The 14,279-nt window shown below is 68.1% G+C and carries 7 protein-coding genes; 3 read left to right on the top strand and 4 right to left on the bottom strand.

The features are described 5' to 3' along the window. The first annotated feature begins 183 nt into the window (after window positions 1-183). Together GZ998_RS03045 and GZ998_RS03050 are read left to right on the top strand one after the other, a co-directional pair. The gene (locus GZ998_RS03045) at window positions 184-1,560 is read left to right on the top strand and encodes an MFS transporter (RefSeq protein ID WP_219108922.1); all 1,377 of its coding nucleotides are present in this window, start codon (window positions 184-186) and stop codon (window positions 1,558-1,560) included. Between the two features lie 156 nt (window positions 1,561-1,716). After that, window positions 1,717-3,024 (top strand): glycoside hydrolase family 1 protein, encoded by a 1,308-nt coding sequence (locus GZ998_RS03050; protein ID WP_219108925.1) that lies wholly within the window; start codon window positions 1,717-1,719, stop codon window positions 3,022-3,024. Window positions 3,025-3,607: 583 nt separating this feature from the next. On the opposite strand, the gene GZ998_RS03055 is transcribed toward GZ998_RS03050, so the two are convergent. The 3 genes from GZ998_RS03055 to GZ998_RS03065 all read right to left on the bottom strand — a co-directional run bounded on the left by GZ998_RS03055 (window position 3,608) and on the right by GZ998_RS03065 (window position 9,677). Next, complete coding sequence (locus GZ998_RS03055; protein WP_219108928.1) at window positions 3,608-6,502, bottom strand: alpha-L-rhamnosidase; 2,895 nt, start codon at window positions 6,500-6,502, stop codon at window positions 3,608-3,610. Window positions 6,503-6,594: 92 nt separating this feature from the next. After that, window positions 6,595-8,139: a carboxylesterase/lipase family protein gene (locus GZ998_RS03060; RefSeq protein WP_161923510.1), complete on the bottom strand. Its 1,545-nt coding sequence runs from the start codon at window positions 8,137-8,139 to the stop codon at window positions 6,595-6,597. Between the two features lie 104 nt (window positions 8,140-8,243). Further along, a complete protein-coding gene (locus tag GZ998_RS03065) occupies window positions 8,244-9,677 on the bottom strand; it encodes an MFS transporter (RefSeq protein WP_219108933.1) in 1,434 nt (477 codons plus the stop codon). 323 nt (window positions 9,678-10,000) lie between these two features. On the opposite strand from GZ998_RS03065, the gene GZ998_RS03070 reads away from it, so the two are divergent. Further along, complete coding sequence (locus GZ998_RS03070) at window positions 10,001-11,047, top strand: LacI family DNA-binding transcriptional regulator (RefSeq protein ID WP_162678867.1); 1,047 nt, start codon at window positions 10,001-10,003, stop codon at window positions 11,045-11,047. A gap of 103 nt (window positions 11,048-11,150) precedes the next feature. On the opposite strand, the gene GZ998_RS03075 is transcribed toward GZ998_RS03070, so the two are convergent. After that, window positions 11,151-14,261: a glycosyl hydrolase gene (locus GZ998_RS03075; RefSeq protein WP_219108937.1), complete on the bottom strand. Its 3,111-nt coding sequence runs from the start codon at window positions 14,259-14,261 to the stop codon at window positions 11,151-11,153. Between the last annotated feature and the right edge of the window lie 18 nt (window positions 14,262-14,279).

Here is a 14,279-nt window from a genome sequence, read left to right on the forward strand (position 1 = left end):
CTGCGGGGGCGCGGTGGTCGCGACCGGCTGTGAGCCGCGCAGAAAATCTAGCCCGCATTGGAAGTGATCTAGATCTTGACCAAAGTGGTGCATGTTGGGTTAAGGTGTTGCCCGCAAGGCGCCGCGGGCTCCGCGAGCGCGCCGTCGCCGGCACTGCCGCCGGCCGCACATCAAGGACGATCGATGACTACCCCGCCCAGCACCAGGCGTGAAGACGCCGATGCTCCCCACGCCCCCTCCGCCGCAGACGGCGCCTACTCACAGCAGGTGGCCGTGAACGCCTACCCCGTCGGCGCCGCCGCCATGAGCCCAGAGGATGAGGAGGCGGCGCGCATAACCGCCAAGTTCGGCAACCCGCGCAAGACCATATGGCTGGTGCTAGTCGCGGCCATCGGCGGATACATCATGATGATGGGCATGGGCACGGCTCTGCAGCTGCGCCTGAGTGTCATCGACGAGGGACTGGCCACGCTGGTCTACTCGCGAGCCACGTCCCTGTCCGCCCTGCTCATGCTCGCCGTGGTCCCGATCGTGGGGGCGCTGAGTGACCGGACTCTTTCGCGGTTCGGACGCCGGCGCCCCTGGATTGTCGGCGGCTACCTCGTCGCCTTCGCGTGCTTCCTCGTCATCGGATACTCGACGAGTTCCATCGTCATCATCGGCGCCTACATCGTCGGCATCGCCTCCGCCCAGGCCGGATTCAACGCCTATTCCGTCATTCCCGTCGAAGGTGTTCCCGCCAACATGCGTGGACGCATCATGGGCTTCATGGGCCTGTGCGGCGCGCTCGCGATGAGTGCAGGCTCCTACATCGCAGGCGCCCTCGTTGACATCTCCACCGTCCTGCTGATGACCGTGCCCCCGAGCCTCGCGATCATCAGTGCCCTGCCGCTCCTGCTCCTCTACAAGGACCCGCAGCACAGCCGCGAGGAGATCCCGCAGGGCGGCACCCTGGACATGTTCGCCCACATGTTCGTCAACCCGGTCAAGTACCCGAACTTCGGCATCGTCTGGCTCGCACGCTTCCTCGCCGGCGCGGGCATGGCGGCCTTCCTCGGCTTCTTCGTCCTTTACCTCATCATCGGCCTGCATATGAGCCCCGCGGAGGCGGGTGCCCAGGCGGGGCACCTGTCCCTCATGAGTGCCCCCGTTTCCATCGTTGTCTTCATCGGCTCCGGCTGGATCTCCGACAAGCTCGGCATGCTCAAGCCCCTCGTCGCCCTCGCCGCCATCATCATGGCGGTCGGCCTGGTCGTCGCCGCCACCTCCACCACCATCGCCGGATTCACCGTCGCCTGGATGATCTTCGCCGTCGGCCAGCCCATGTACCTTACGGTGGACCTCGCCCTGTGCGCCAAGGTCCTGCCCAACGAGGCTGACGCAGGCAAGGACATGGCCGTCTTCGGCCTCGCACTCAACCTCGGAAACGTGCTTGTGCCGGCCGTTGCCCCGACGCTGCTCGGTCCCGCGTCAAACAACTACCCGTTGTTGTGGGGCACGGCTGCTGCGCTCGTCTTCGCAGGCGCCCTGCTCATGCCGTTCGTCAGGGGCGTCAAGTAAGCGGGCCGACGGGCGGCGGTCGGTGTCCTTTGCTCCCAGCCGCCGCCCGTCGGCGGAGGCCGATTGGTCGTGTGCGGACCCGCCGCACGGCCTCCATACTCGATCTCAGCTTTCCCCACCACCGACAATCAACAACATGACGGAGATAATCACCTCATGACTTCCCCTGCATCCTCGCCGGCACCCGCCGCCGGCTCCTCTGCTGCAACTCGCACCACCCCCTTCCCGGAGGGATTCCTCTGGGGCACCGCCACCGCCTCCCACCAGGTGGAGGGCGGCAACACCAACAACGACGTCTGGCTGTACGAGCACGTGCCGAACACCATGTACGCCGAGTCCTCCGGTGATGCCTGCGACCACTACACGCGCTACCGGGAGGACATCGCCCTGCTCGCCTCCCTGGGACTGAACTCCTACCGCTTCTCCCTGGAGTGGAGCCGCATCGAGCCGGCCGAGGGGGAGTTCTCCGCCGTAGCCATCGCGCACTACCGCGACATGCTGCGCGCCTGCCGCGAGCACGGACTGACCCCGATCGTCACCTACCACCACTTCACCTCCCCGCAGTGGCTCATCGCCCGCGGCGGCTGGGAGGACGCCGACACCCCCGCCCTGTTCGCCCGCTACTGCCGCCGCGTCACCGAGGAACTCGGCGACCTGTTCGACGTCGCCTGCACCATGAACGAACCCAACCTCGCCATCCTGCTGGGGGAGATGGGCATGTGCGAGCGAGATCCGGCCCAGCGGCTCGGCAACCCCACCTGGGAGGGGGCCGCCCGCGCCCTGGGGACGACTGCGGACAAGGTCGCCGGCTTCCAGCTGTCTGCCACGCCGCAGGCCTACGAGATCAAGTGCGCCGCCCACAAGGCGGCGGTTGAGGCCATCAAGGCCGTCAAGCCCGAGATGCAGGTCGGCTGGACCCTGGCCAACTCCGACTTCCACGCGGCTCCCGGCGGCGAGGAGCGAGTGGCGCGTATGAACGAGGAGAACAACCTGCGCTACCTGCGCGTAAGCGAGGGTGACGACTTCGTCGGGCTGCAGACCTACAACCGCACGGTGCTCGGCCCCAATGGCCCGGTCCCGCCCGCCGAGGGCGCAGTGCTCAACCAGGGCGGGGAGGAGATCTGGCCCTGGGCGATCGGCGCCGTCGTCCGCCAGGCCTGGGACGCGGTCCAGATGCCGATCTACGTCACCGAGAATGGGCTGAACACGGAGGACGACACCCAGCGGGTGGACTTCCTGCGCACCGCCATCGGTGAGGTCGGCGCCGCGATCGCGGACGGCGTGGACGTGCGCGGCTACATGTGCTGGTCGGCCATGGACAACTTCGAGTGGATATTCGGCTACGGCCCCAAGTTCGGCATCATCGCCGTCGACCGGGACACGCAGGCGCGCACCCCCAAGCCCAGTGCCCATGTGCTCGGGGAGATCGCCCTGTCCAACGGGGCGGCGCTGGTCTGGAGCTGAGGCGAGCGGATCTGAGGTGAGCGGGCCCGGCCGTGTGCCCGGCGGTCGGGCCCGCTCACCATCCGCGCCGAGGCCGGTAGATATAACCGCCGAGGTCGGTAGTAGTTACGCATCGAGGTCGGTCGTTATGGCGGCTGCGCTCGTCCGCGGATTGCGTGGTCTTAGAGGAAGTACAGCGTCGCCAGCCAGCAAGAAGGGCGAGGACCTCGTCGTCCTCGCCCCGTGTATTCCGTGGCCTACGGCCGTCGCGGGAGCGCCCGCGGGGTGATCCGCCTCAGGCGGTCACCGGTTGCAGTCGCTTTCAGCGCTGCTCGTTCTCGGCGGCAATCGCGCGCTCGAGCTCGCGCTCACGGGCGGCAGCGGCACGGACGGCCAGATCGATGTCGAAGAACATGTTCGGTTCCTTTCGGTTGAGTTCTCCCGGCCGGTTCTCCGACCGGGGTCGGCTGGCTGTTCCTGCCGACGCCCATAAATGTACCGATCGGTCGGCGCCCGATCCAGCCCTGAGAGTGTGCAGTCTGTCATGCTTTCAGTAACGACATGAAACTGGTTGCAGCCGGTGTGCGTGGTGCCTCCGCGGCGGTTACGCGACCAGCACCGTGCGCCCACTGGCCAGCTCGCGAACGTTGCCGTCGGGCGTCGCCAGCTCACCGGTGACCCCGGCCGGCAGGGTGATCTCGTAACGCACCGGCGTCCCCGCGGCGGGTGAGTCCGCCCCGGCGGCCCCGAGCGCCTCGCCGTCGGCGCGCTCCCAGGCGACCTCCACCCTGCCGAAGGGCGTGTCCCGGTGCGCACGCGCCCAGGACACCGGCCCGTCGGTCAGCGGCGCCACCCGCACGCGCAGGTAGCCGGGCTCGGTGGGGGCGATCCCGCCCAGGCGCCGGAACAGCCAGTCGTCCACGCAGCCGAAGGCGTAGTGGTTGAAGCTCATCGCCCCCACGGTGCCGTCCGGGGCGACGGCGTCCCAGGACTCCCAGATCGTCGTGGCCCCCTCGGCCACCTCATACAGCCAGGAGGGCACCGTGTCCTGCATGAGCACCGCCCAGGCCACGTCGGCGTTTCCGGACTCGACCAGCACGTCGAGCAGGAACGGCACCGACAGGAAGCCGGTGTCCAGGTGGTCGCCCGCCTGGTGCACGAGCCGCACCAGCCGATCCGTCACGGCCCGACGCCGCGCGCCGCCGTCCGGATCATCGGCCGCGACGATGCCGAAGGCGAGGGCGAGCACGTACATGCCCTGCAGGTCCGGGGTCATGGCGCCATCGGCACCGATGTACTCCGCGGCCACCGCCGCCCGCACCGCCTCCCAGCGCTCCCGATAGGCGGCCGCGTCGTCGTCATGGCCGAGCACCCGCGCCACCTCGGCCAGCGTGCGCAGTGCCTCGGCGTGGAAGGCGGCGCCGACGAACTCGCTGGTCAGGTGCGGCGCCGTCATGATCGCGTCCGGTGCCCCACTGGCCAGGGTGGAGGGCGCCAGCCAGTCGCCGAAGTGCATGCGCGAGTTCCACAGCAGTCGCTGCCGGGCGGCGGTGGCGTCGTCGAGCGCATCCCAGCCGGCGGTGCGGTCCGTGTCCTCCCAGTCAGAGCCGCGCAGGCGGGGTGGTAGCTCGGTGGCGGCCTGGCGGGACTGCAGCTGAACCCAGGCCTGCATGGCCGGGTAGTTGGCCCGCAGGGTGTCGACGTCGCCGTAGCGCTCCCACAGGGCCAGCGGCACGCGGATGACCGCGTCGCCCCAGCCGGCGGCGGCGGTGATGCCGCCGATGCCGGGCTGCCCCTCCATGGCCGCCTGGCGGGGTGCGAAGGGGGAGATGATGACCACGCGGCCGTCGTCGAGCTGGTCGGCACGGACGTTACGCAGCCAGCGGGCCAGGAAGGTGTGCACCTGGGCGTTGTTGGTGGCCGCCGGGGCGAAGACCTGGATGTCGCCGGTCCAGCCGACGCGCTCCCGCTGGGGGCAGTCGGTGGGGATGGACAGGAAGTTGGCGCGCTGGGACCACACCGTGTTGGCGTGCAGCCGGGTCAGGCGCTCGTCGGAGCAGGCGAAGTCGCCCGCCGGCTCCAGGTCCGAGCCGACGACGACGGCGACCGCATCCCTTGTGCGCAGCTCGCCGGGGTAGCCGGTCACCCGGGCGTAGCGGAAGCCGTGGAAGGTGAAGGTCGGCTCGTAGACCTCGGGGGCCTGCGGCGTGCCCGTGCCGGCCAGGATCCAGACGTCGCGCTGGTCCTTGTTCGGCCCCTGCACGTTGGAGAAGAAGTTTCCGTCGGCGGCCAGGTGCTCGGAGTGCTCCAGGGTGATCTCGGTGCCGGCCGGGCCGACGGCGCGCAGCCGCACGCGCCCGGCGATCACCTGCCCGAAGTCCAGCACCGTCTCCCCGGCCGGGGTGGTGATCACCCGGGCGGCGGGCAGCTCCGCCAGGCGCCGCACCGGCTCGCCCCGGAAGGGCTCCAGGGCGGTGGCCGGGTCGAGCTCGGAGGTCGGGACGATGCGCACTGGGTCCCAGCCCGAGTCGTCGAAGCCGGGACAGTCCCAACCGGCGACGGCGGCGGCCAGCCGGTCGTCGCGCCTTTCGCCGACCATGATGTCGCTGTAGCGCAGCGGCCCGGAGGTGGTGCCGCGGGCGGTGGCGTCCGGCCCCCAGGTCTGGTGGGCGCCGTCGGCGCGGGTGATCGACAGCTGCCACCAGCCGCGCAGCAGGGTGCCGTACTGGCCGGACTCTCCGGTGATGGTGGCTCGGCCGGCGAACCAGCCGTCGCCGAGGCGCAGGCCCAACGTATGGGGCCGGGGTGCCCCGGCGGGGTCGACGAGGGCCGCGGTGACGTCGTGGACCTCGAACTCGGTGTAGGTGTGGTAGCTGGTCCAGCCCGGTGCCAGCACCGTGTCGCCCACCGGGATGCCGTCGATACTCGCCTCGATCACGCCCTGAGCGCTCAAGTACAGGCGGGCACGGGTGATGGGGGCGTCCTTGACGCTCGCGCGGGGCAGGTCCTGGCGGATGAGCTTGACCGGGTGCAGCCGCTCGCCGGCGGGTTGGGGGTCGCGCGGGGCGAACAGGGTGGCGAAGGAGGCCGGCGGCTCCAGTTCCACCGGCGTCTGGGCGGGTTCCACCCAGTCGGCGACGACGCCGGCCCCGTCCAGCAGGGAGGTGGAGAAGGATGCCTCGGCCCAGGGCGAGGGTGCGGAGTCGGAGTCGGTCCAGATGCGTACCCGCCAGGAGTAGTCCGTGTCCGAATCTAGGGGCTCACCGGCGTAGGGCAGCCAGGGCGAGGCGGGCGGGTCGGGGACCTGAACGCGGCCGGTGGCCCAGACCGGCGGTGTGAGCGCGATGCCGGTGGCCGGGTCGAGGCGGCGCACTTCGACTTCGTAGGCGGTCGCGGGTGCCTCGCCGGGTACCTGCCAGGACAGTACCGGCCGCGGCACCGCCACTCCGAGCGGGGCGTGCTGGTGGTCGACGGTCAGGTTGACGGGGGCGGCGGGCATGGAACTCCTTTGTTCGGCAGTGGCGTGTCAAGGCGGAGTGTTGCGAGGCCTGCGGCAACGGAGAGTGCCACTGTGGCCGACTGTGCGCCGGCTCAGTCCTCGTAGAAATGCATATCCGCCCAAATGTTCATCAGTTCCCGGCGGTCGAGGCGCTCGGTGCGGGTGATTCGATCGTATATGCGCACCGGCGAGTCGGCGCCTTCGAAACGGGGCCAATCACTGTTGGGCTCCCCGGTCTTGATGAAGGACACCCAATCGCCGTGAATGGTTTGCGTCATTCTCGTGAACAGATTGGCCGACTCCCCCCGCAGCATCATACGTGAGAAGTGGTGGTCGGGTTTTTCAAACACGAAAGGGAGCTCGAATGCGTGGGAGGCGCCCATCCCCGTCTCGTAGCCGGCAGCGGTTATCAACTCATAGCGGTACATCCAAACGTCATTGGTGTGCCTCTTTTGCGCCGAGGCCGTTCTGATCGCGGGCATCTCGAAGGCGTAGTCGGTAGCGAACCTGATGAAGGGTTCGGTGTCGAATCCGCGCGCATCTCCGATGGCGGGGGTCGCGGATGCGGCGGTCCGGAACGCCTCGCGGGCACGTTGGGACTGCTTGTGGTAGTACCAGGCGATCGGCGGGAGGCGATCCGCGCAGTCGTTCTTCTCCAGCATTTGCGCAATCATGCTCCAGCTGTTGGGGAAACCGGTGTTCTCCGGATGGACGAACATGGTGCCCTCGTGCATATTGGTGCCGATCATCAACGGGATGCCGTCGGCCGAGCCCTGCGCGATGGCCTCAAGGGGGCGCAGCGGCATGAGGTCGTCCTGAACCGGTCCGGGCAGGAACATCCCGGGATTCTTGTACTGGTGTCTGGCGGTTACGTACTCGTGTCCGTTCAGGAACAGGCGCGGGTCCTCGGTGTGCAGTCGGTGCAGGTCAGCGGTGCTCCAATGCATGCCCTCCAGGAAAAGGTCGATGTTCTCCCTCGCCGTCCGGTGCGTCATCACGCAGTTCGGCAAACCGCTCTCGACGATCGCCCGGGTGAAGGTGCCTCTGGCGCCGGGGCACGCCAGCATGTTGATGACGGAGGAGCCGCCGGCCGATTCTCCGCCGATGGTGATTCGGTCCGGATCTCCCCCGAACGCCTCCACATTCTCTCGGATCCAGTTCAGGGCCAGAATCTGATCCGACAGTCCGCAGTTGGAGTCTGTGTCATCGCATCCCGGATATGTGGTGAAATCGTAGAAACCAAGTACGTTCGTGCGATAGTTAAATGAGAAGAACAAAATGCCGTCGCGGACGAAGGCCTCGCCCCGATACATCTCGTCGGATGAGCTCCCCGTGTTGTAGCCGCCTCCGTATATCCAGACGAAGACCGGGAGACGGTCTCCGCTTAGGGGGCGCTGCACGTTGACCGTCAGACAGTCCTCCCGTCCCACCACGGCGCCGTTGTTGTACTGCACCGGGCAGGCTCCGTAGTCTCTCGCGTCCAGGACGCCGTCCCAGGGGGTGACCGGCACCGCGCGCTTCAGACGCAGCGGGCCGACCGGAGGCTGCGCGTAGGGGATGCCGAGGTAGTCGACTCGGTCTCCCCTACGCGTGCCGCGTACGGTGCCGGAGGTAGTGTGTACAAGATGCTCTGCCATGTCCTGACTCCTGGTTGTGTGGTGCGGCCGCCCGTCGGGTCGATGCGCATGCGCCGTGGATCGTTGAGGATGTTCGCGGGATCGGCGGCGAGCCCTCTCCTCGGCTACGCGGCCGGGGCGTCCGCCGCGTTCCTGGATTTGAGTGCCGCTAGATCGCGCTCGAGCCGGAAGAAGAAGGCCAGCATGAGGAACACGATCAGGAACAGCCCGAACGGGATCCAGTTGTAGATGAGTTCGACGGCGGTGGTCACCGTGGCGGGCTGGCGCACACCCTCCAGATCCAGGGCGCCATCGAATCCCGACGCCGACAGCACCCACCCGAAGACCGCCGTGCCAAGCCCCATGCCGATCTTCTGGGCCGCGGACATGCCCGCATTGCCCATGCCCACGGCGTCGATGCCGGTCCGGAGCCTGCCGTACGTCAGGGTGTCGGCGACGATGCCCATCGCCATACCGCCGGCCATTCCCATACCGGCACCCTTGAGGATATTGTATACGATCATTGCGGGAACGTTGAAGGCGAACAGGCCGAAGCCCAAATAGCCTGCCATGGAGACCGCAATTCCGGCGATGTAGACCTTCTCCTTGCCGAACCGCGCCATGAGGAACGGGGTGGCGAACATGATGGCGAACTGCGCAATGGTGCCTGAGTTCGACAGCCAGCCGTACTGGGTCATATCATAGAAGACATACAGGCAGTAGTAGATGCCTCCCACCGCGTTGAAGATGATGGCAAAGAATATCGCCAGCATGGCAATGAACATCATCACCCAGTACCTGTTGGTGAGCAGCGCCTTGACCGTGGTCCAAAACCCCGCGCCGTCGGTGGACGCCGTGGGCTCGGGCTGGGCGCCGCCGCCTTCGTGCACGCGCTCCTTTGTGGTGAATACGCAGATGAGCGCGAACAGGACCATGGCCGCGCAGAAGCACAGCATGGTCAGGGTGTAGGCCTGCTGGGTGTTGGGATTGGCGGCGTCGGATGAGAACCTCGCCAGCATGGTCACAAATACCGCGTTGACAATGACATTGCCGAGCGTTTGGAAGATCTGTTGGATGTTTCCCAGCAGACCCCGCTCGTAGGAGTTGCGCGTCATCAGCGAGATCATCGAGTAGAACGGAACGAGCATCGAGGTCAGAAAGACGGCATTGACCGCGTTGTACATGACGAACACGTACACGTATTTCACGGCGCCGGGCCAGTTGGGCGGCACCAGGAAGAGCAGCATGACCGCCACGGCGAATGGTATGCAGACTCGCAGCAGCCAACTGCGTGCCTTGCCCATCTTCGACTTCGTGCGGTCGACGAGCCGTCCGACGATGATGTCCGAGACGCCGTCGAACAGCTTCGAGACGGCGATAATGGTGGAAATGACGGCTGCGTCGAGCAGTGCCACATTCGTGAAGTATACGGTTAGGAATGAGCCGATTATTCCATTGATGGCGTTGATCCCCAGCTGACCGGAGCCGTATCCCACGCGCTCGACCCAGCCGAGCCGGGCGTCGGGATCGTCGTGAGGTGTTGCGAGTGATGTCGCCATAGAGGTGTTCTCCTTTGAACTGGTTGCAGGCGGGGGTGCGGGGTGCATGGGCGCGTCGGTAGGTGCGTCGCGTATCAAGTGGGGCCGATGGGCGCGGCGACACGCGCGGGCGCGCACGCGGTGGAGGAATCATCCATTGATTCGTTCCAATCTTAGGATTGACACGAGGTTACACGAGTAACCACAAGGTTCACGATAGAGTGTCTGCCGCGCGGGTGCAAGTGTGGCGTCTCGAACAGGGTGCCCAGGGCCGTCGGTGGACTCCAAAGCTGCGCGACGCCCCACGCGCCGGCGAGGTTTCCCGCAAACAGATGGAGGCATGGATGGCCCGGGTGCTCAGCAGCGATGTGGCGCGGCGTGCCGGCGTCTCTCGCGCCACCGTCAGCTACGTCCTCAACCGCCGCCCCGACAAGACGATCTCCGAGCAGACACGACGTCGCGTCATCGAGGCGGCGCGGGAGCTCGGCTACATCCCATCGGCTGCGGGCGCCGCGCTGGGCTCGGGACGGTCCCAGGTGGTGCTGTTGCGCGACTCGGGACACATACCGTCGCAGGGGCAAGAGGTGCTTCCGCTGGGATCCCTGGCCGGGCTACTGCGCGACGCCCTGGCCCGCGAGGTTCACTCCTGGGGCATGACCCTCGTCTCCTGCGGTTCGGATACGCCTATCGCCGATGTGCTCAAACACGTGGATCCCGCACTCGTCATAGCCCCGGGGGGCCTGGACGAGGACGAGGCGGATGTGGTCGCCGCGGTGGGCGCGTCCGTGGTGGACCGCGACGAGCGGGGCGGTCCGCTTTCAGATCTCGTGCTTGGCCGATTGCCGGTCCTGCAGGTGCAGTACCTGGCTGAACACGGCCTGCGCGCCCCCGCCTATCTGACCACGCGCATGCCCGGGCTCGAGCCTCTGGTCGCCTCTCGCAGGCGGGCCGTTTTGACCGCCTGCGGGCAGGAGGGGCTTCCCGTCCCGCGCGAGTACGCCGTCGGCCCTCTGGACGAGGATGCGGTTGCCGAGTTCACGGGGGTTCTGCACGACTGGTCACAAGCCGGAGTTGACGCCGTGGTCTGCTTCAACGATCTGCATGCGGGTCTGGCACTTGCCGCCGCCAGGGGCGCCGGGCTGCGCGTGCCCGGCGAACTGGCGGTGATCGGGGCGGACGATGAGGTGCTGGGCAGGTTCCTCGATCCGCCGCTGACCACGGTGGCTCCCGATATGGTGGCCTTCGCGCAGTACCTGGCGGCTCGGGCGCGGGCAGTGCTCGATGGGACAGAAGTACCCGCTGTCCCCACCACGCTGGCACGGGTGATCGAGCGTGCCACTGTGCCCGCACCCCGATTTCCCGGCCCCCAGACGTGTCGAGACCGGCACTAACGACGTGTCGAGACCGGCACTAACGACGTGTCGAGACCGGCACTAACGACGGGGCCAAGGCCGGTTACGCGCGCCTCCCGGCCTGCGGGGCGACGGGCGACTTTCAGCTCCGGGCGAGCAGGCGCACCGGGCCGAGTAGGCCGTAGCTGCGCACCGGCACGTCGTGCGTGGCCTCAGCCTTGCCGCTGAGGGCGGCGGAGATGTCCGGGATGGTCTCGTAGTAGCCGCGGGCGCGCAGCCGGTTGGACAGCGATGAGGACACGCGCACGACGACGTCGTTGCCGCCCGGGTGCAGCAGGCCGGTCACGTCCACGCGGGGCGCCGAGGTGTCGAAACCGATCGGTGCGCCGCCGTTGATGCTCACCGATCCCAGGCCGCCACACACGTCGCCCAGGTCGAGGACCAGGCGTCCCGCGGGCACCGCCGCGAGGGTGAACGTGGTGCGGTACTCGCCCACACCGGACACCTCCGGGCCCACTCCGTCCAGGTCCTTCCACGGCTCCAGTGCGCTGGCGCCTGCCCGCAGCCGGGTGGTGACGGTGGTGGGGAGTACCTCGCGGGTCACGTAGCCCAGGCCGCGGTCCTCCTCGATCAGTTCATCGGGGCCGGCGTCCCAGGAGTCCACCGTGATCTCCCAGTCGGGCAGTTCGACGACGATTGCGGGCGCAGTTCCGGACTCGCCCAGGGAGTACCCGGCGGAGCGGTCAAGGGTGATGATGGCGGCCTCGCCGGGGCGCAGGCGGACCGGGACGACGGTGACATCGGAGCGATCCGGCCCGATCGGCTCGGCGTGGGCATCGCCCAGCTCGTGGAACCGGCCGCTCCACTGGTCCAGCCAATAGGCCGTGCCGGCGCCGGGCAGGTGCAAGGCCACCTCGGTGTCCTGCCCGGTCTCATACAGGAAGTGGTAGACGTACACGTGGGTCAGGTCCCCGTCGATGCGCTCGTAGGCGAGTACGTTCTGGTTCGGGACGCCGAACTCGTGGTAGCCGACGAGCCCGAGGCTCCGCAGCGCCTCGACAGTATGGGCGGGGTCGTCGATCTTGGCCACGCTCGGCAGCGCCTTGAGGGCGGTCATGGTCGTGGCCAGTTCCTCGTCTCGCCCGTCGCGCCCGGGCGTGCGGGCGGCCGCGGCCGCATAGTGGAAGTACTCGCCGGTCTCCAGCCGCTTCAGCTCGCTAGCCCCGTTGACGATCAATACCCGCAGGCCCGCGCGCGCCCAGTCGAGCAGCCGGGCGGCGACGTCGGCGTCGAGCGCCTCCTGGTACACCACCAGGGCCTGGTAACCGGGCCCGTCCGGCTGGACGACGCCGTCGGCGAAGGTCATGTCCTCACGCAGCAGCAGTGAGCCGTCGAAGAACTCGTATCCCCAGCCGGCGTCCTGCATGCCCAGGTCCCGCCACCAGTGATTCTGGCGGTTGCGCATCCACATGGTCCCGTAGGCGACCTCATCGGGTATGCGCGTGTCCCCGTCGTAGAACATCATGCCGGAGGAGTTGTCGGTGAAGTGGTCGGTGCGCAGGATGCCGACGTCGATGCGGGGGCGGCCCCGACGCAGCACCTGCTGCATGCGCCCGACGGCCCGATTCCACAGCGGATAGAACTCCGCGGCGGGCTGGCGCGTGTCGAAGCGCTCGGAGAACATGGGCAGCATGCCCTCGTGACCGGGCCACTCGGTGGTCCCCGCGGCACCCGCCGGGCTGGACCAGCCGTGCAGGACGGTCTTGGTGATGCCGGCCGCCAGCTGCGTGTTGATGATCTGGTCGTAGAAGCGGTGGGGCAGCATGTGGTTGCGGGTGGTGGCTCCGGTCTCGGAGGAGTACTGCTTGCCCAGCAGGTGGGCGGGTCCCGCCATGAGCCGGTAGGCGTCGATCTGCGCGCCGAACTCCAGGGACTCGGTCTCGATGCCGTCGACGGCCGCGCCCGGGCGGGTCAGCTCGAAGGGCAGCCCGTAGGAGATCTCCGCGCGCAGCGAGATGCCGTACTCGTGCAGGAACTGCGCGAAGGGCTGGAGCATGTGCTCGATGTACAGGTCGGTGAGTGTGGCCACGTAGTCGTGGCGGACCTTGGTCACCTCGACGCCGTGGGCGGCGTCGGGCTCGAAGCGATAGCGGGTGGACACGGCCATCAGTGGTGCCGACCGGGTGAGCAGCGGCAACCAGGGGGTGATGTCGTAGCCGCGGCGGGTGCGGAACTCCTCGGCCACGCAGCGGCCCCAGAACATGCCGCCTTCGCCCCAGGTGTTCAGCTCGAGGGAGTCCATGTACATCTGTGCGCGCGGGTTGCGGGCGATGTCTGCCTTCAGGGCGTCGGTGAGGACGACGTCGCGCCAGTAGTCGATCACGGCGTCGACGCCGTCGCGATCCAGGTAGTTGACCGTGTAGTTGACGCTCGCTGACGGGCTCGCGGTCTGCCCGGTCCCGTGCATCCAGAACACGAACAGCCGCCAGTCACGTGAGTCCGGCGGAGTCCAGTCCAGTGCCTCGGCACCCTCATGTCCGCTCACGTGGGCGGTCAGGTCGGTGAGGGTGTCGACGTCGAGGATCGGCGCGGGCTGCTGGGCGGCGGGGGAGGCGGCTCCGGTCGGGCCGACGGTGCTGGGTGCGGCGTCGTCGGACGCGTCGACGTGATCCGGGACGACGACGCCGGCCACGGCCGCGACGAAGTGCTGCCGCTTCGGAGCCACCCGGGATCCCGGCAGCCCGCCGGCGCCGTGATCGGCGTCGAGATCGATGCGCGGCAAAGGGCCCGAGCGGGCGCCGCGGACGGATTCATGGGCGACGTTGAGCTCCTGGGCGGCCGCGGGATCGTCCGGAGTGATGGTGGGCAGATTCGCGTTGGACCAGTTGGTGCCGGAGGTGAAGGAGAAGGACATGCCACGGGCGGTGGTCTCGGCGACGATCATGTGCGAGTCGTGGGTCCACTCCTCGCTGCCCCAGCCGTAGCGGGTCTCGTCGATGTTCTCCTCGGGCATGGCCAGGAACTCCATGCCGCCGAAGCCGAGGCGATGGGCCGCGGCGATCTCGCGGCGGATGGTGGCGTCGGTGTGCAGCCCCTCCGCCAGCCACCAGCGCAGTTCCGGCCGGTACTCGATCGGCGGCTCGGCGATGGCGGCCCGCAGCGCGTCCAGCGTGGGTGACAGAGTGGGCCCTGCGGCGGGGACCGTGTTGCGCGCATCCTCGCCGGTGAAGGGCGCCCTGGCGGGTTCGGTCATGGGATTCTCCTTTGAAGT

It is taken from the genome of Actinomyces sp. 594 (genome assembly GCF_019325145.1).
GTDB lineage: Bacteria > Actinomycetota > Actinomycetes > Actinomycetales > Actinomycetaceae > Actinomyces.

What these genes read in the sequence shown, in the direction of transcription:
- GZ998_RS03050 (WP_219108925.1), top strand. Translation starts at nt 1,717, where the DNA reads ATGACTTCCCCTGCATCCTCGCCGGCACCCGCCGCCGGCTCCTCTGCT.
- GZ998_RS03060 (WP_161923510.1), bottom strand. Translation starts at nt 8,139, where the DNA reads ATGGCAGAGCATCTTGTACACACTACCTCCGGCACCGTACGCGGCACG.
- GZ998_RS03065 (WP_219108933.1), bottom strand. Translation starts at nt 9,677, where the DNA reads ATGGCGACATCACTCGCAACACCTCACGACGATCCCGACGCCCGGCTC.
- GZ998_RS03055 (WP_219108928.1), bottom strand. Translation starts at nt 6,502, where the DNA reads ATGCCCGCCGCCCCCGTCAACCTGACCGTCGACCACCAGCACGCCCCG.
- GZ998_RS03070 (WP_162678867.1), top strand. Translation starts at nt 10,001, where the DNA reads ATGGCCCGGGTGCTCAGCAGCGATGTGGCGCGGCGTGCCGGCGTCTCT.
- GZ998_RS03075 (WP_219108937.1), bottom strand. Translation starts at nt 14,261, where the DNA reads ATGACCGAACCCGCCAGGGCGCCCTTCACCGGCGAGGATGCGCGCAAC.
- GZ998_RS03045 (WP_219108922.1), top strand. Translation starts at nt 184, where the DNA reads ATGACTACCCCGCCCAGCACCAGGCGTGAAGACGCCGATGCTCCCCAC.